The following is a 17,443-nucleotide window of genomic DNA, read 5'->3' as shown; positions in this document are numbered from 1 at the left end:
GCGACAGTGAAGTTGCTCAGAACGGGATCCTGCCCCGCCAGATATCGGCATACATCACCCAGTCTCCCATCAGGCTGTAGAGCGGATGCCGGAACGTCGCCGGCCGGTTCTTCTCGAAACCAAAGTGCCCGACCCAGGCAAAGGCGTAGCCTGCCAGCACGGCGGCCAGCAGCCACCATGCATTGCCGGTAACCACCAGCGCCACCAGGCACAGCAACGCTACCGTCGACCCGGCAAAATGCAGGCGCCGGCAGGTACGGTTCTGGTGTTCGCTCAGGTAGTAGGGATAGAAGGCCGCGAAGTTCTCGAACTCGCGCGCGCGGGCGTGGGCCATGGCTGTCTCCGGCAGGTCTTGTTTTGTGCAGTGTAGACCTTCTGCGCCGAGGTGTCGGGAGGCTGGCCGCCGGCGTGGCTGGCCAGCCATCCGCGACCAGGCTTAGCCGGCAGCGACCACCTTGCGCGCAAAGGCCGCCAGCGCGTCCAGCACTTCATCCGGGCGTTCGCCCATCAGCGCGTGGCCGCACGGCACCGTGACCAGGCTTGCCTTGGCCATCTTGCCGGCCAGCGCCTGGGCCGCCTTGGGCGACGTCATCATGTCCTTGGTGCCGGTGATGAAGAGCGCCGGGCAGGCCACTGCGGCCGCGGCCTCTTCGCCATGGGCGTAGGCATTGCAGGCCGAGAAGTCATTGTGGAACACATGGGCCTGCGGGTTGTTGCGCGACACGCGCTCCATCAGCCGCTGGCTGCCGCCGTGCATCCACGCGCCCGGCCCGGGCGAAGACGGCTTGTTGGCCAGGCTCGAATGCGACCAGGTATTGACCATGGCGATGGCCTCGCCCTCGCGGTTGAGCGAGGCGTCCAGCAGCGCGTCCGAGACCTTCATCGGGTAGGCCGTCGCCAGCAGGCCGATGCCGCGCACCGCCTGCGCATGCCGCGCCGCGCATTCCAGCGCGATCAGCGAGCCCATGCTGTGGCCGAACACGAAGGCCGGCGCCTTCACGCCGGCGGCGGCCACCAGCGCCATGACCCAGTCGGCCATGGCCTCGACGGTGGCCAGCGGCGCGCCCTTGCTGCGGTTGTGGCCCGGCAGGTCCACCGCCAGCACCGAGAAGCCGTGGTTGGCAAACCAGCGCGTCTGCAGGGCCCACACGCTATGGTCGTTCTGCGCGCCGTGGACGAACACGGCACAGGGCAGGGCGGGATCGAAGGGTTTGCCGCCGGTATAGGCGTAGGCCGTCTGGCCGGCAATGGTCAGTTCCATCAGGCTTGCCCTCCCTTGCCACTCATGGCTTTCTCGGCCGCCTTCAGGCCGCGCTTGAGATCGTCGATCAGGTCATCCGGGTCTTCCAGCCCGATCGAGAGCCGGATCGTGCCCTCGGTGATGCCTGCCGACTGCAGCGCCGCCGCGTCCATGCGGAAGTGCGTGGTCGAGGCCGGGTGGATCACCAGCGAGCGCGCGTCGCCCACATTGGCCAGGTGCGAGAACAGCGACATGCTCTCGATGAAGCGCTGGCCGGCCACGCGGTTGCCCTTCAGGTTGAAGCTGAACACCGCGCCGCAGCCGCGCGGCAGCAGGCGCCTGGCCAGTTCGTAGTCGGGGTGCGATTCCAGTTCCGGGTAGGACACCGACTCCACCATCGGGTGCGAGACCAGGAACTGCACCACCTTGCGGGTGTTGTCGACATGGCGGCTCATGCGCAGCGGCAGCGTCTCAACGCCCTGCAGCAGCTGCCAGGCGGCCATCGGGTTCATGCAGGCGCCGAAGTCGCGCAGGCCCTCGCGGCGCGCGCGCAGCAGGAAGGGCGCCACCGTGCTTTCCTCGGTGAACACCATGTTGTGGAAGCCCTCGTACGGCTCGGACAGCTCCGGGAAGCGCCCGGAGGCCTCGAAGTCGAAAGTGCCGCCTTCGACCAGCACGCCGCCGATGGTGGTGCCGTGGCCGCCCAGGAACTTGGTGGCCGAGTGGTAGAGCAGGCCGGCGCCGTGATCGAACGGGCGCAGCAGGTAGGGCGTGGTGAAGGTGGAATCCACCAGCAACGGGATGCCGTTATCCTGGCCCAGTTGCGCCAGCGTCGGGATGTCCAGCACGTCCAGCCCCGGGTTGCCCAGGGTCTCGCCGAACAGCAGCCGGGTATTGGGCCGGATCGCGGCGCGCCAGGCGTCGATGTCGCGCGCCTTGACGAAGGTGGTCTCGATGCCGAAGCGGCGCAGCGTGTAGTGCAGCAGGTTGTGCGAGCCGCCGTACAGCGCCGACGAGGCCACCACGTGCGAGCCCGCGCCCATCAGCGTGGCCACCGCCAGGTGCAGCGCGGCCTGGCCCGAGGCCGTGGCGACGGCGCCGGCGCCGTTCTCCAGCGCGGCGATGCGCTCTTCCAGCACGGCCACGGTGGGGTTGGAAATACGGGAATAGACGTGCCCCGCGCGCTCCATGTTGAACAGCGACGCGGCGTGCTCGCTGTCGCGGAACACGAAGGACGTGGTCAGGTGGATGGGGGTGGCGCGGGCCCCGGTGGCGGGGTCTGGCGCGGCGCCGGCGTGCAGCGCCAGCGTGTCGAATCGGGTTCCGGACATGGTCGGTCGGCCTTGAGTTGTCTCCGGCCAGCATCGTAGCACCGTGCGCGCGCCGACGCCCGCAAACCGGCCTCCTGCTTTACTTTGACGGCGGGTTTGGGCTAGGATCGGCCAACGGGGCGCCGTGATGCAGCGCGCGCCCGCACACCCGTAGACAGATAACAATGTGACCGGTATCGCCTCCTGTGCCCCCCGCCGGAGCGATGCCCCAGTTTGAGCGCAGGCAGCGGAGACCAACATGAAAGTCAGCGACATCCTCCAGATCAAGGGCAATACGCTCTATACCGTGACGCCTGACACCTCCTTGCTGGTAGCCGTCCACACCATGGCCGAGCACGATATCGGCTCGCTGGTGGTGATGGAATACGGCGACCTGGTCGGCATGCTGACCTTCCGCGAGATCATCGAGACGCTCGCCCGCAATCATGGCAACGTCGGTGGCACCAGCATCCGCAAGGTGATGGACGATGCGCCGCTGACCTGCACCATGGAGACCGACGTCAACGAGGTCCGCCGCATGATGCTGGAGCGTCACACCCGCTACCTGCCGGTGCTCGACAACCGCACGCTGATGGGCGTGATCTCCTTCTACGACGTCGCCAAGGCCGTGGTCGAGGACCAGAGCTTCGAGAACAAGATGCTCAAGGCCTATATCCGCGACTGGCCGGAAGAGCGCGCCGAGTGATGGCGCCGGGCCGCCCGGACTGAAGCTTCCTTCGGAAATACCCTCGGTTGGCGCCGCGCGGCCGTGGCGGGGTGGCGGCCGGACGCCGGCTCCGGCAAACTTGCCGGCGTTCCCACTTCCGCGGCGGTCCGCTGACCGACCGGCCCATCCATGAGCCAACCCAGCCAGTTCCGACTGCTCGGCCTGCGCCGCTTCGCCCCGTTCTTCTGGACCCAGTTCCTGGGGGCGATGAACGACAACGTCTTCAAGGTCGCCTTCACCTCGCTGGTGACCTACCACACGGCGCTGTTCGAGGGCGTGGACGCGCGCAGCGCGGCCTTCCTGATCTCGGCCATCTTTATCGCGCCGTTCGTGCTGTTCTCCGCCACCAGCGGGCAGATCGCCGACAAGCTGGAGAAGTCGCGCCTGATCCGGCTGGTCAAGTCGCTGGAAATCGCCATCATGGTGCTGGGCCTGGCCGGCTTTGCCTGGCACAGCGCGCCGCTGCTGTACGCCGGCACCTTCCTGATGGGGCTGCATTCCACGCTGTTCGGGCCGGTCAAGTTTGCCTACCTGCCGCAGCACCTGGATGAAAGCGAACTGGTCGGCGGCAACGGCATGGTGGAGATGGGCACCTTTGTCGCGATCCTGATCGGGACGCTGATCGGCGGCGAACTGGCCGGGCTGCAGCAGGGCGGAACCATCGTGGGGCCGATGTACGTGGGCGCGGTGTGCGTGGTGATCGCCGTGGCGGGGCGGCTGGTGTCGGGCCGCATCCCGGTTTCGCCGGCGCCGCAGCCGGACCTGCGCATCAACTGGAACCCGTTTTCCGAGACCTGGCGCAACCTGGTGCTGGCGCGTGGCAACCGCACGGTATTCCTGAGCCTGCTCGGCATTTCGTGGCTGTGGTTCCTGGGCGCCACCTTCCTGACCTCGTTCTTCAGCTATGCCAAGGATGTGCTGGGCGGCGACCAGAACGTGGTGACGCTGCTGCTGGCGGTGTTCTCGCTGGGCATCGGCACCGGTTCATTGCTGTGCGAGCGCTTGTCCGGGCGCCATGTCGAGATCGGCCTGGTGCCGTTCGGCTCGATCGGCATGACGGTGTTCGCGGTCGACCTGTACTTTGCCAGCCAGGGGCAGGCACCCGTGGCGCTCAGCAGCATCGGCGGCTTCCTGGCCGAGCCGCGCCACTGGCGCGTGCTGGCGGACCTGTTCCTGCTGGCCATGTTCGGCGGCTTCTACAGCGTGCCGCTGTACGCGCTGATCCAGAGCCGCAGCGCGCCCACGCACCGCGCCCGCATCATCGCCGCCAACAACATCCTGAACAGCTTCTTCATGATTGCCGCGTCGCTGCTGGGCGTGGCGATGACGCAGGCGGGCTACAGCATCCCGCAGCTGTTCCTGGTGGTGGGGCTGCTCAATGCGGTGGTGGCGGTCTACATCTACTCGCTGGTGCCGGAATTCCTGCTGCGCTTTATCGCGTGGATCCTGGTCCATACCCTCTACCGGCTGCGCCGCGTCAATGCCGAGCGCATTCCCGCCGACGGCCCGGCCGTGCTGGTCTGCAACCACGTCAGCTTTGCCGACGCGGTGGTGCTGATGGCCTGCAGCCCACGCCCGGTGCGCTTCCTGATGGACCACAACATCTTCAGGGTGCCGCTGCTGTCGTGGTTCTTCCGCCAGGCCCGCGCTATCCCGATCGCGCCGGCGCACGAGAATCCGGACATGCTCAGGCGTGCCTATGACAGCGTGGCGCAGGCGCTGGACGAGGGGGATCTGGTCTGCATCTTCCCCGAAGGCAAGATCACCGCCACCGGCGAGATCAACCCGTTCAGGCAGGGCGTGCAGCAGATCATCCGGCGCACGCCGGTGCCGGTGGTGCCGATGGCGCTGCGCGGGCTGTGGGGCAGCTTCTTTTCGCGCAAGGGGGCACCGGCGATGTCGCGGCCGTTCCGGCGCGGCATCCTGAACCGGCTGGAACTGGTGGTGGGCGAGCCGGTGCCGCCCGAGGCCGCCACCCCGGAAGGGCTGCAGCAGATGGTGCAGGCCCTGCGCGGCGACTGGCGCTAACGCCTTGTGCCGAACCCGAATCCACGATGATCACGCTCTACACCTTTGGCCCCGCCTTCGGGCTGCCCGACGCCAGCCCCTTCGTCACCAAGGCCGAGATGCTGCTCAAGCTGGCCGGCCTGCCTTACCAGGCGCGCCGCGGCAGCCTGCGGCGCGCGCCCAAGGGCAAGCTGCCCTACCTGGACGACATGGGCCGGATCGTGGCGGATTCCACCTTGATCCGCTGGCATATCGAGAAGACCTACCACATCGACTTCGACGCGGGCCTGAGCGCGGCCGAGCGCGGTATCGCCTGGGCCGCCGAGAAGCTGATGGAAGACCACCTGTATTGGGCGGTGGCGCGGGTGCGCTGGCTGGACCAGGCCAACTTCGACAAGGGGCCGGCCCAGTTCTTCCGCGGCGTGCCGGCGCCGGTGCGCGGCCTGGCCGAGCGGCTGGTGCGCTACAAGGTGCGCAAGACGCTGTGGGGGCAGGGCCTGGGCCGGCATAGCGAAGAAGACCTGGTGGCGCTGGCCAGCAAGGGCGTGACCTCGATCGCCGACATCCTGGGCGACAAGCCCTACCTGATGGGCAACGTGCCATGCGGGGCCGACGCCACGCTGTTTGCCTTTGCCGGCAGCCTGCTGTGCCCCGTATTCGACACTCCGATCCGCACCGCGGCCGAGGGGCATGCCAACCTGGTGGCCTATATGGAGCGGATGCGCGCCGAGTTCTACCCCGAACTGGCGCTGGAAAGCGCCGCCGCCTGAGCCTGCCGGGCCGCCCGAGGCCCGCCATTGGCCTTACAATGGAAACCTTCCCCAATTCCTGTGCGGTTTCCATCATGTCCGGCAACACCCTTGGCCTGCTTTTCACTGTTACCACCTTCGGCGAATCGCACGGGCCCGCCATCGGCGCGGTGGTGGACGGCTGCCCGCCGGGCATGGCGCTGACCGAGGCCGATATCCAGGGCGACCTGGACCGCCGCCGGCCCGGCACCTCGCGCCACGTCACGCAACGCCAGGAACCCGACCAGGTCGAGATCCTGTCCGGCGTGTTCGAGGGCAAGACCACCGGCACCCCGATCTGCCTGCTGATCCGCAATACCGACCAGCGCAGCAAGGACTACGGCAATATCGTCGAGACCTTCCGCCCGGGCCATGCCGACTACACCTACTGGCAGAAGTACGGCATCCGCGACCATCGCGGCGGCGGCCGCTCGTCGGCGCGCCTGACCGCGCCGGTGGTGGCGGCCGGGGCGGTGGCCAAGAAGTGGCTGCGCGAAAAGTATGGCACCGAGATCCGGGGCTATATGTCGCAGCTGGGCGAGATCGCGGTGCCGTTCACGGACTGGTCGCACGTGCCGGAGAACCCGTTCTTCGCGCCCAACGCCGACATCATCCCCGAGCTTGAAACCTATATGGACGCGCTGCGCCGCGACGGCGACTCGGTCGGCGCGCGCATCGAGGTGGTGGCCAGCAACGTGCCGGTGGGCCTGGGCGAGCCGCTGTTCGACAGGCTCGACGCCGACATCGCCCACGCCATGATGGGCATCAACGCGGTCAAGGGCGTGGAGATCGGCGCCGGCTTCGACAGCGTGGCCCAGCGCGGCAGCGTCCATGGCGACGAGCTGACCGCCGAGGGCTTCCGCACCAACAATTCCGGCGGCGTGCTGGGTGGCATCTCCACCGGCCAGGACGTCACCGTGTCGCTGGCGATCAAGCCGACGTCTTCCATCCGCACCCCGCGTGAATCGATCGACAAGGCCGGCAATGCCGCCACCGTCGAGACCTTCGGCCGCCACGACCCGTGCGTGGGCATCCGCGCCACGCCGATCGCCGAGGCCATGCTGGCGCTGGTGCTGATCGACCACGCCCTGCGCCACCGTGCCCAGTGCGGCGACGTCAAGGTCGATACGCCGCGCATTCCCGCGCAGGCCGGCCAGACCCCCTGACCTGACCTCGCGTTGGCCACGCCTTTCGCGGGCGGCGGTGCCACCGGCGCCGGCCGCCCCGACTACGCCCGTTTCGGGCTCTTCTATCTTGGCTACTACGGCTACGTCGGCCTGATCTCGCCGTACGTCAGCCTGTATTTCGCCGACCGCGGCTTCAACCCGGTGCAGATCGGCGTGCTGATGGCGAGCTTCCAGGTCAGCCGCATCGTCGGGCCCTACCTGTGGGGCTGGCTGTCCGACGTGATGCACACGCGTGTGCGCATCCTGCGCGTGAGCGCGTTCACCTCGTTGCTGGCCTTCCTGATGCTGCCGGGTGTGGGCAGCTACGGCGGCATGATGGCGATGATGCTGACGCTGAGCCTGCTCACCAGCGCGATGTCGCCGCTGGGCGATGCCCTGACCATCTCCACGCTGCGCCGCTACGGCGCCTTCGACCATAGCTACGGCCGCATCCGCATGTTCGGCTCGGTCGGCTTTATCGGCGCGGTGCTGGCCGGCGGGGCGCTGTTCGAAGCGGTCGGCATGCGCGCCTTCCCGTGGGTGGCCAGCACGCTGCTGGCGATCCTGGCCGGCGTGGTGCTGACCATGCATGACGCCGCCGACGACGGCCCGCGCACGGCGCCGCCGCGCGCCTTGCCGCTGCTGCGCCGCCCGGACGTGGCCTGGTTCCTGGCGTCAGCCTTCCTGATGATGTTCGCGCACGCCGCGCTCTATGTGTTCTATTCGCTGTGGCTGGCGCAGCTGGGCTACAGCAAGTTCGCCATTGGCGTGATGTGGACCATCGGCGTGGTCGCCGAGATCGTTTTCTTCTACTACCAGGGCCTGCTGTTCGCGCGCTATGCGCTGCGCACGATCCTGGCCGGCACCTTCGTGCTGGCGGCGCTGCGCTTCGGCCTGACCGGCTACCTTGCCCAGTTTGCCTGGCTCATGGCGCTGGTGCAGGTGCTGCACGCGGCCACTTTTGCCGCGCACCACAGCGCCAGCCTGAAGCGGTTGCAGGCATGGTTTGCCGGGCCGCTGCAGGGGCGCGGGCAGGCGCTGTACACGGGCATTTCCTACGGCGTCGGCGGCACGCTGGGCGGGCTGGCGATGGGCTGGACCTGGAACGCGCTGGCGCCCGAGCATACCTTCGGGCTGGCCGCCATTGCCGCGGCGGCCGGCGCGTTCTGTGCGGTGATGAGCTTCCGCGCGGAAGGCGATGGCGCCGCTCAGGCCAGCGCCGCGCAGACCCGCTCGGCGATCGCCAGCGACGAGGTCAGCCCCGGCGACTCGATGCCGAACAGGTGAACCAGCCCCGGCACGCCATGCACGGCGGGGCCGTCGATGCGGAAGTCCGCGGCAACCTCGTGCGGCCCGCTGATCTTGGGGCGGATGCCGGCATAGCCGGGTTGCAGCGCGCCGTCGGCCAGCCCCGGCCAGTAGCGTCGCACTTCGTCATAGAAACCGTCGGCGTCGGCCGGGTCCACGCCGTATTCGATCTCGTCGATCCAGCGCACATTGGGGCCGAAGCGCGCCTGGCCGCCCAGGTCGATGGTCAGGTGCACGCCCAGCCCGGCCGCCTCGGGCACCGGGTAGATCAGCCGTGAGAACGGCGCGCGCCCGGCCAGCGTGAAATAGCAGCCCTTGGCGTAGAACTGCGGCGGGATATGGGTCTCGGGCATGCCGTCGATGCGGCGCGCCAGTTCCGGCGCGGTCAGCCCGGCCGAGTTCACCACCGTGCGCGCCAGCAGCGTGGTGGCGCTGCCATCCTCGCTGCCGATCTCCAGCCGGATGCCGTCCGCCGTCACCGCGCCGCCCAGCACCGGCGACTGCACCGCCAGCATCGCGCCGGCGTTTTCCGCGTCGCCCAGCAGCGCGGTCATCAGGCCATGGCTGTCGACAATGCCGGTCGACGGCGACAGCAGCGCGGCATGGCACTGCAGTTGCGGCTCCAGCGCCTGCGCCTCGGCGCGGCTGACAAGGCGCAGGTCGTCCACGCCGTTGGCCGCCGCCTTGGCGCGGATGCCTTCGAGCGTTGCCACCTGGGCCTCGCTGGTGGCCACGATCAGCTTGCCGCAGCGCTGGTGCGCCACGTGGTGGCTAGCGCAGTAGTCGTACAGCATGGCCTTGCCGCGCACGCACAGCTGTGCCTTGAGCGAGCCGGCCGGATAGTAGATGCCGGCGTGGATGACCTCGCTGTTGCGCGCGCTGGTGATGGTGCCGAAGGCGTTCTCGGTTTCCAGGATGATCACTTCGCGACCCTGCAGCGCGAGTGCGCGCGCCACCGCCAGTCCCACCACGCCGGCGCCGATGACGACGCAATCCACTGTTTCCATGGTTGTTCCTTGCTTCAAAGTCTGTGTGTTCGGAGGCTCAGGCCGTCAGGCCGAGGCGGGCGGCGGCGGCCGCAAGGTGCTGTTGCGCGGCACTGCGGGCGGCCGTGGCATCGCCGGCGGCAATCGCTTCGGCCAGCGCCGCATGTTCCTGGTCGGCGGCGCGCGGCGCGCCAGTCGTCACACTCAGCCGCGCGGTGTTCTCCCAGGCGCGCTGGCGCGCGGCCAGCATCTGCTGGCTGACGAAATCGGTCAGACCGGTAAAGCAGGGGTTGTGCGCGGCTTCGGCAATGGCATGGTGGAAGGCCATGTCGGCCGCCGCCGCGCTGGCCATGTCGCCCTGGCCGTCGGCCCGTGCCTGCATCGCCGCCAGTGCGCCGCGGATGGCATCGATATCGGCATCCGTGCGCCGCTGCGCGGCCATTTCGGCGCAGGCGGTTTCCACTACCCGGCGCAGTTCGAACAGCTGCGCCAGCGTCGGGCCGCCGTCGGGCGCGCTGGCCACGCGCCAGGCCTTGCCGCCCGGGGTCTCCGACACATAAGCGCCCGAGCCCTTGCGCGTCACCAGCACGCCATCGGCCTTCAGCTGGGCGATGGCCTCGCGCACGATCGGCCGGCTCACGCCGAAGTTATCGGCCAGGCTGGCCTCGGCCGGCAGGCGCGCGCCCGCGGCGTAGCGGCCGGCGAGGATGTCGTCGTGCAGGGTCTGGGCGATGCGGCTGGCGAGCGAGGCCGGGCGGGGCAGGATGGTCATGGTTTTGATATGTCAGGCTGTCAGACAGATTTTGTTGATTTTCGGCCTAACTTTGCGAGGCGTCAAGGTCTCCGTAGGGAGTGAATGCTACACATGCGTCTCTGGTCAATCGCCGAGGGCTTAATTTCGCCGCTCCGGCGCCGATAGAAGTCTGATACAGGTGGCGGATCCTGCGCGTCGGCTCCGCCCAAGGCTTGCCATGCCCCCATCCAATGCCGGGGCCTACTGCGAACAGCCATGATCCAGCTCACACCTAACGATCTTCCCGTCGGATACCCGCTGCCCTGGTCATTGCTCGATGGCGAGGGCAACCTGGTGCTCGGCAGCGGCAGTGTCATTCCCGATGAACGCGACCTGGCGCTGGTGTTCCGCCATGGCGTGGTCTGTCGCGAAGATGGCCACGACGATGCCGATGACGAACTGCGTCCGGCCACCGGGCCGCTTGGCCTGCAGGTCGGCACGCTGCTGCATGTCAAGCATGAGGGCGAGGCCGCACGCCCGGCCGCCAGCCGCCTGATCGGTTTTATCGAGCAGGGCCTGTTTGTCACCTGGCCGCAGCTCGGCGGGCGCGACCTGCCGCTGCAGGCGGGCGATGCCGTGCTGCTGCGCGGCTTCTCCGGACACGCCATCCACAGCTTCACCTCGACCATCACCGCCGTGTGCCGCAGCCCGTTTCGCTACCTGGTGCTGTCGGCGCCGGTGCAGAAGCACGCAATGCCGGTACGCAAGGCTGCGCGCGTGCCAACCCGGCTGGCCGCCTACCTGACCGAGCCCGGCGATGACGACGGCATCGACACCGGCACGGCGCGGCTGGCGCTGCTGTCCGACCTCAGCACCGGTGGCGCGCTGGTGCAGACCACCGCGCCGGCGCCGGCGCCGGGCAGCCGCGTGCGGCTGCGCTTCAAGATGCGCACGGCGTCACTGGACAGCGAGGTCACCATCGATGGCTGGATCCGCCTCGCGCCCCCCGGCGCGGCCAGCGACGATGCCGACTTTCCGGCCTTCGGCGTGGCCTTCGACGTGCTGGCCGAGCGCGAGCTGACGCTGCTGCAGTGCTACATCTACGAACAGCTGCTTTCCAGCACCCGCATGCCCTTGCAGCCCGCGGCTGTAGCGGCCGTTTAGAGGGAATCCGCTAATGTTTTGATTGTCTCGTCGGGGCGGCCAGTCTTTACTGCTTCCAACATAAAAAGACCCACCACCGAGGAGACAACATGGAGCACAGCGGACACCACGCGTGCGGACGACGCACGTGCCCGCGGGCCCCGAACTCGACGCGCAAGGCAACCTGCGCCTGACGCGCGCGCTGCGCACCTACTTCGACTACTTCCTCAGCGCCCGCCACGACGCCGGCGGCGCCGACGCGCTGGACCGGCTGGTGTACGACGATATCCGCCGCCGCGTGCCGCAGCCCGCGGCAGGGCAGGCGTGGCAGCTGTGGCAGCGCTACCTGGCTTATCTTGCCGAGATTCAAGCGCTGGCCGCGCGCAAGCCGCGGGCGGATACGAACGGCACGTTGGATGCGGCACAAGTGCAGCAGTTGCGCGCGCTGCAGGCCGGGCGTAACGGCGCGCGGCAGCACCTGCTGCCGGAGGTGGCGGCAATCTGGTTCGGCGACGAGCAGGTGTATGACGATGCCATGCTGGCGCGGCTGGACATCGCGGCACAATCCGGCCTGGATGACGCGCAGCGGCGGCAGCGGCTGGCCGAACTCGAAGCCACGCTGCCCGAGCCACTGCGTGCGGCACGGGAGGCCAGCGCGCGTCCGCAGGCGATCAGCGACACCATCGCCGGCATGCAGGCCGCCGGCCGCAGTGCGCAGGACATCGGTGCGGCGTTGGCGCAGGCCTACGGTGCCGAGGTGGCGCAGCGCTACCAGCAGCAGGCGCAAGCCGGGCAGGCCTGGCAGCAGCGCTACGACGACTACGCCGCGCGCCGCGCGCAGATCGAGTCATTCCCGGGGTTGTCGGAGCAGGACCGCCGGCAGCAGCTGGATGCGCTGCGCAGCCAGGCCTTCGGCAATCCCGCCGAGGCGCTGCAGGCCGAGGTGGTCGACAAGGCGATGGCCGCGCGGCGGCAGGCACGATAGCCGCGCTGCATCGCCCAAAGAAAAACGGCACCGGGTTTCCGGTGCCGTTTTTTCTGCCGCTGGCGCGGCAGGCTTACATCCCGACGTAGTTCGGACCGCCGCCGCCTTCCGGCGTCACCCAGACGATGTTCTGGGTCGGATCCTTGATGTCGCAGGTCTTGCAGTGAACGCAGTTCTGCGCATTGATCTGCAGACGTTCCTTGCCCGACGTCTCGTCCTGCACGAACTCATACACACCTGCCGGGCAGTAGCGCGACTCGGGGCCGGCGTACTTGTCCCAGTTGATGTTGACCGGAACGCTGGCGTCCTTGAGCGTCAGGTGCGCCGGCTGGTTCTCTTCGTGGTTGGTGTTGCTGATGAACACCGAGCTCAGGCGGTCGAAGGTCAGCTTGCCGTCCGGCTTCGGATACTCGATCTTCTGGCACTCGGCCGCGGGCTTCAGGTACACATGGTCCGGCTTCACGCGGTGGATGGTCCATGGCGGGTTGCGGATGCCCAGCTTGGGCAGCAGCCATTGCTCGATGCCGGTCATCAGCGTGGCGGTGGTGCGGCCCTTCTTGAACCACTGCTTGAAGTTCTTGGCCTGCAGCAGTTCCTTGTGCAGCCAGCTCTGCTCGAACGCGGTCGGGTAGGCGGCCAGCTCATCGTGCTGGCGGCCGGCCTGCAGCGCGTCATAGATGGCCTCGGCGGCCAGCATGCCGGTCTTGATGGCGGCGTGGCTGCCCTTGATGCGCGAGGCGTTCAGGTAGCCGGCGTCGCAGCCGACCAGCGCGCCGCCCGGGAACACGGTCTTGGGCAGCGACAGCAGGCCACCGGCGGTGATGGCGCGGGCGCCGTAGGAGAGGCGCTTGCCGCCCTCGAAGTACTGGCGGATTTCCGGATGCGTCTTGAAGCGCTGGAATTCCTCGAACGGAGACAGCCACGGGTTGGTGTAGTCCAGTCCGACCACAAAGCCGACCGCGACCTTGTTGTCTTCCATGTGGTACAGGAACGAGCCACCGTAGGTGGCGGGGTCGAGCGGCCAGCCGGCGGTGTGCACCACCAGGCCGGGCTTGTGCTTGGCCGGGTCGATCTCCCACAGCTCCTTCAGGCCGATGCCGTAGCTCTGCGGATCCTTGCCGGCATCGAGCTTGAATTTCTCGATCAGTTGCTTGCCCAGGTGGCCGCGCGCGCCTTCGGCGAAGATGGTGTACTTGGCATGCAGTTCCATGCCCAGCTGGAAGTTGTCGGTGGGCTCGCCTTCCTTGTTGATGCCCATATTCCCGGTGGCCACGCCCTTGACCGAGCCGTCTTCGTTGTAGAGCACTTCGGCGGCGGGGAAGCCCGGGAAGATCTCAATGCCCAGCGCCTCGGCCTGCTGGCCCAGCCAGCGCACGAAGTTCGACAGGCTGATGATGTAGTTGCCTTCGTTGTGGAAGCACTCTGGCAGCAGGGCCGGAGGCGTGCCCTTGGAGCCGGACTCGTTCAGGAACAGGAACTTGTCTTCGGTGACGGCCTGGTTCAGCGGCGCGCCCAGTTCCTTCCAGTTCGGGATCAGTTCATTGAGGGCGCGCGGGTCCATGATGGCGCCCGACAGGATGTGGGCGCCGGGCTCGGAGCCCTTTTCCAGCACGCACACGTTGACGTCGGCGCCTTTCTCCTGCGCGAGTTGCTTCAGGCGGATGGCGGTGGCCAGGCCGGCGGGGCCGCCGCCGACGATGACCACATCGTATTCCATGGCTTCGCGCGGGCCGAACTGCTCCAGGAGCTGTTGCTGATCCATTGTCTCTAACCCTCTATTTCTTTGCTGCTTGCTTGCAATTGTGGGAAATGCGGTGATCGTTTTGCCGAGAACCGGGCCAGCGCGCGGACGGGAACCGCGGGTGGGTGAGTTGGCAGCGATTTGGGGTCCAAAGACTCCCGGATCGCGCGTTTTCCCTCTTTCCCTTTGCTGGTCAAGTTCTTAGAATCTCCGGCATTGTCCGGGACTCGCCACCCACAGGCAAGGATTTTTTTGGAACGGTCGTTCTTTTTTTTGATATGCTGCCTTCTGCTCCCGAATAGGCCGGAGGAGCTCCCGCACAAGAGGTAATCATGGGTTTGTCGATCAATCTGGAAGGCAAGGTCGCGCTGGTCACCGGCGCTTCAAGCGGGCTGGGCTCGCGTTTCGCGACGGTGCTGGCCGCCGCCGGCGCCAAGGTAGTGCTGGCCTCGCGCCGCACCGAGCGGCTCAAGGAACTGCGCGCGGCGATCGAGGCCGAGGGCGGCAGCGCCCATGTGGTGCGGCTGGACGTCACCGACCCGGACAGCATCCGCGCCGCGGTGGCGCATGCGGAGACTGAGGCCGGCTCCATCGACATCCTGGTCAACAACTCCGGCGTGTCGACCACGCAGAAGCTGACCGATGTGACCGCCGACGACTTCGATTTCGTGTTCGACACCAATACCCGCGGTGCCTTCTTCGTCGCCCAGGAAGTGGCCAAGCGCATGATCGCGCGCGCCAAGGGCGCCGAGCGCAACGGCAGCCCGCTGCCGCAGGCGCGGATCGTCAATGTCGCGTCGGTGGCGGGGCTGAAGGTGCTGTCGCAGATCGGCGTGTATTGCATGAGCAAGGCGGCCGTGGTGCACATGACCAAGGCCATGGCGCTCGAATGGGCGCGCCATGGCATCAATACCAACGCGATCTGCCCGGGCTATATCGATACCGAGATCAACCACCACCACTGGGATTCGGACGCCGGCCAGAAGCTGATCCAGATGCTGCCGCGCAAGCGCCTGGGCAAGCCGGAGGATCTCGACGGCCTGTTGCTGCTGCTCGCATCCGACCAGTCGCAGTTCATCAACGGCGCTGTCATCACCGCCGACGACGGCATGGTCTGACCGCCTGATCGCTGACCGGGGGGCGCAAGGCCCCCTGCATCCCGGCTGCGCGCCAAAAGCGCCGCGGGATGCCCGGACTGCACGCCCAGGGCTTATCCGGTCCCCTTGGGTGCGCCGTCGTCAGCACACATCAATCATCAGAAAATTCGTGCGTGGCGGGCCAGTCTTGGCATAATCCGCCATGTCTGCAGATTAAGTCTTTACATACAAGTAAAAAAACGCCGCGGTGGCCGCATGGCCCGAGCGGCCCGGACCGGAGGCCGGGGAGATGGAGCAACAAGAAGAGGCACGGCGCAACGCCGTGCCGCAACACGTCGTCGATTCCGCGGTGATCCCGCAGGCCGCCGACGAAGCGCAGGACGCTGATTTCCGGGTATCGCCCCGCATCGAGGACTGGGTTGGCGTGATCGTGATGGTGCTGCTGGTCGGCATCACTTTCGCCAACGTGGTGGTCCGCTATTTCACCGACGAGTCATTTGCCTGGACCGAGGAGTTCTCGGTCTTCCTGATGATCGTGCTGGCGCTGGTCGCCGGCAGCGCCGCGGTGGCACGCGATCGCAATATCCGCATCGAATTCTTCTTCGAGCGCGGCAGCGCGGCCCGCCAGCGCCGCCTGGCGATCCTGTCGGCGCTGGCGGTGGCGGTGATGTTCATCGCGCTGGCGGTGCTGGGCGCACGCATTACCTGGGATGAGTACACCTTCGGCGAGACCTCGCCGGGCATCGGCGTGCCGAGCTGGTGGTACTCGATCTGGCTGCCGGTGCTGTCTGCCGGCATCGCGCTGCGCGCGCTGGGGCTGGTGCTACGCAACGTGCGCGCGCTCAAGGCGCTGCATGAAGGCAAGGCCACCACGACGGAGAAGGCGCAATGACGTTCGTCGCCATCACCCTGTTCGTGGTCTTTATCGGCCTGATGCTGCTGGGCGTGCCCATCGGCGTGTCGCTCGGCCTGGGCGGCCTGGTTGCCATCGGCCTGTCCAATCTCGACACCCAGATGTTCGGCCTGCTGGCCGTGCCTCAGAACTTCTATGCGGGGCTGGCCAAGTATCCGCTGCTGGCGATCCCGATGTTCGTGCTGGTGGGGTCGATCTTCGACCGCTCCGGCGTGGCGCAGCGGCTGGTGACCTTTGCCATCGCCATCGTTGGTCGCGGCCCGGGCATGCTGCCGCTGGTGGCGATCCTGGTGGCGATGTTCCTCGGCGGCATCTCCGGCTCCGGCCCGGCCAACGCGGCCGCGGTGGGCGGCGTGATGATCGCGGCGATGTCGCGCGCCGGTTATCCGGGCTCGTACAGCGCCGCGGTGGTCGGCGCGGCAGCCGCGACCGACATCCTGATCCCGCCGTCGGTGGCCCTCATCATCTACAGCGTGCTGGTGCCCGGCGCATCGGTGCCGGCCTTGTTCGCCGCGGGCATGATCCCCGGCATCCTGGCCGGCGTGGCGCTGATCGTTCCGGCCGTGTGGCTGGCGCGCAAGCACAACATGGGCGCGATCGAAGCCGCGCTGCCGCGCCCGCCGTTCTGGAAGAGCCTGCGCGAGGCCGCATGGGGCCTGGTGGCGCCGTTCCTGATCCTGGGCGGCATGCGCGCCGGCTGGTTCACGCCGACCGAAGCCGCCGTGGTGGCAGTGGTCTACGGCCTGTTCGTCGGCATGGTGGTGTACCGCAGCATCGGCATGCGCGACCTGTTCACCATCTTCCAGGAGGCGGCCGAGACCTCGGCAGTGATCCTGCTGGTGGTGGCACTGGCCGGCATCTTCGCCTATGCGCTGTCGACGCTGGGCGTGATCGACCCGCTGGCGCACGCCATCGCCAATTCCGGGCTGGGCGAGTACGGCGTGCTGGCGCTGATCGTGCTGCTGCTGATGACGGTCGGCATGTTCCTGGACGGCATCTCGATCTTCCTGATCTTCGTGCCGCTGCTGCTGCCCATTGTCAATGCCTTCCACTGGAACCCGGTGTGGTTCGGCGTGGTGCTGACGCTGAAGGTGGCGCTGGGCCAGTTCACGCCGCCGCTGGCCGTGAACCTGATGGTGTCGTGCCGGATTGCCCGGGTGCGCATGGAAGAGACCGTGCCCTGGGTGATCTGGATGTTGCTGGCGATGTTTATCGCCATGCTGGTGGTGCTGGCCTATCCGCCGCTGGCGACCTGGCTGCCTGAGTACCTCGGCTACTGATGTTCCGCATTCACAAACA

The 17,443-nt window shown here is 67.7% G+C and carries 16 protein-coding genes; 10 read left to right on the top strand and 6 right to left on the bottom strand.

Annotation, left to right across the window (positions count from 1 at the left end; genetic code table 11):
• Positions 1-16: 16 nt before the first annotated feature.
• The 3 genes from AC3WRR_RS23285 to AC3WRR_RS23275 all read right to left on the bottom strand — a co-directional run bounded on the left by AC3WRR_RS23285 (position 17) and on the right by AC3WRR_RS23275 (position 2,571).
• On the bottom strand, positions 17-334 hold the full coding sequence (locus tag AC3WRR_RS23285) for an Mpo1-like protein (protein ID WP_010813130.1): 318 nt from the start codon (positions 332-334) through the stop codon (positions 17-19).
• 102 nt (positions 335-436) lie between these two features.
• Positions 437-1,261 (bottom strand): alpha/beta fold hydrolase, encoded by an 825-nt coding sequence (locus tag AC3WRR_RS23280; protein ID WP_010813129.1) that lies wholly within the window; start codon positions 1,259-1,261, stop codon positions 437-439.
• Positions 1,261-2,571, bottom strand: coding sequence for an O-acetylhomoserine aminocarboxypropyltransferase (locus tag AC3WRR_RS23275; protein WP_010813128.1), 1,311 nt, complete (start codon positions 2,569-2,571; stop codon positions 1,261-1,263). The genes AC3WRR_RS23280 and AC3WRR_RS23275 overlap by 1 nt, the downstream gene beginning before the upstream one ends.
• A gap of 238 nt (positions 2,572-2,809) precedes the next feature.
• Here AC3WRR_RS23275 and AC3WRR_RS23270 point away from each other — a divergent pair, with 238 nt between their 5' ends.
• The 5 genes from AC3WRR_RS23270 (at position 2,810) to AC3WRR_RS23250 (ending at position 8,525) form a co-directional block, all read left to right on the top strand.
• On the top strand, positions 2,810-3,256 hold the full coding sequence (locus AC3WRR_RS23270; protein WP_010813127.1) for a CBS domain-containing protein: 447 nt from the start codon (positions 2,810-2,812) through the stop codon (positions 3,254-3,256).
• A gap of 150 nt (positions 3,257-3,406) precedes the next feature.
• Positions 3,407-5,305 carry an MFS transporter gene (locus tag AC3WRR_RS23265; RefSeq protein WP_010813126.1) on the top strand — a complete coding sequence of 633 codons (1,899 nt, stop codon included), beginning with the start codon at positions 3,407-3,409 and terminating at the stop codon, positions 5,303-5,305.
• A gap of 26 nt (positions 5,306-5,331) precedes the next feature.
• Complete coding sequence (locus AC3WRR_RS23260) at positions 5,332-6,054, top strand: glutathione S-transferase C-terminal domain-containing protein (protein WP_010813125.1); 723 nt, start codon at positions 5,332-5,334, stop codon at positions 6,052-6,054.
• Positions 6,055-6,128: 74 nt separating this feature from the next.
• Entirely contained in the window at positions 6,129-7,238 is a 1,110-nt protein-coding gene (aroC, locus tag AC3WRR_RS23255; protein ID WP_010813124.1) for a chorismate synthase, read from the top strand.
• Between the two features lie 12 nt (positions 7,239-7,250).
• The gene (locus AC3WRR_RS23250; RefSeq protein WP_011614995.1) at positions 7,251-8,525 is read left to right on the top strand and encodes an MFS transporter; all 1,275 of its coding nucleotides are present in this window, start codon (positions 7,251-7,253) and stop codon (positions 8,523-8,525) included.
• Here the strand turns inward: AC3WRR_RS23250 and AC3WRR_RS23245 are convergent.
• Positions 8,447-9,553, bottom strand: a complete 1,107-nt coding sequence (locus tag AC3WRR_RS23245; RefSeq protein WP_439671563.1) for an NAD(P)/FAD-dependent oxidoreductase — start codon at positions 9,551-9,553, stop codon at positions 8,447-8,449. The genes AC3WRR_RS23250 and AC3WRR_RS23245 overlap by 79 nt on opposite strands.
• 37 nt (positions 9,554-9,590) lie before the next feature.
• Entirely contained in the window at positions 9,591-10,304 is a 714-nt protein-coding gene (locus AC3WRR_RS23240) for a FadR/GntR family transcriptional regulator (RefSeq protein ID WP_439671564.1), read from the bottom strand.
• 237 nt (positions 10,305-10,541) lie between these two features.
• Here AC3WRR_RS23240 and AC3WRR_RS23235 point away from each other — a divergent pair, with 237 nt between their 5' ends.
• Together AC3WRR_RS23235 and AC3WRR_RS23230 are read left to right on the top strand one after the other, a co-directional pair.
• Positions 10,542-11,429 carry a flagellar brake protein gene (locus tag AC3WRR_RS23235; protein WP_492294430.1) on the top strand — a complete coding sequence of 296 codons (888 nt, stop codon included), beginning with the start codon at positions 10,542-10,544 and terminating at the stop codon, positions 11,427-11,429.
• Positions 11,430-11,541: 112 nt separating this feature from the next.
• Complete coding sequence (locus tag AC3WRR_RS23230) at positions 11,542-12,393, top strand: lipase secretion chaperone (protein WP_492298240.1); 852 nt, start codon at positions 11,542-11,544, stop codon at positions 12,391-12,393.
• A 73-nt stretch (positions 12,394-12,466) separates the two neighbouring features.
• Here AC3WRR_RS23230 and AC3WRR_RS23225 read toward each other — a convergent pair whose 3' ends face one another.
• Positions 12,467-14,155: an electron transfer flavoprotein-ubiquinone oxidoreductase gene (locus AC3WRR_RS23225; protein ID WP_010813117.1), complete on the bottom strand. Its 1,689-nt coding sequence runs from the start codon at positions 14,153-14,155 to the stop codon at positions 12,467-12,469.
• Positions 14,156-14,466: 311 nt separating this feature from the next.
• Here AC3WRR_RS23225 and AC3WRR_RS23220 point away from each other — a divergent pair, with 311 nt between their 5' ends.
• The 3 genes from AC3WRR_RS23220 (at position 14,467) to AC3WRR_RS23210 (ending at position 17,424) form a co-directional block, all read left to right on the top strand.
• Positions 14,467-15,252: an SDR family oxidoreductase gene (locus tag AC3WRR_RS23220; RefSeq protein WP_010813116.1), complete on the top strand. Its 786-nt coding sequence runs from the start codon at positions 14,467-14,469 to the stop codon at positions 15,250-15,252.
• Between the two features lie 268 nt (positions 15,253-15,520).
• On the top strand, positions 15,521-16,123 hold the full coding sequence (locus tag AC3WRR_RS23215) for a TRAP transporter small permease (protein WP_011615001.1): 603 nt from the start codon (positions 15,521-15,523) through the stop codon (positions 16,121-16,123).
• Positions 16,120-17,424: a TRAP transporter large permease gene (locus AC3WRR_RS23210; protein WP_439671567.1), complete on the top strand. Its 1,305-nt coding sequence runs from the start codon at positions 16,120-16,122 to the stop codon at positions 17,422-17,424. Before AC3WRR_RS23215 ends, AC3WRR_RS23210 begins: the two co-directional genes overlap by 4 nt.
• Positions 17,425-17,443 lie beyond the last annotated feature (19 nt).

Source organism: Cupriavidus sp. FW305-3-2-15-C-LB2, assembly GCF_058787575.1.
This window is presented reverse-complemented; position numbering and strand designations above follow the sequence as displayed.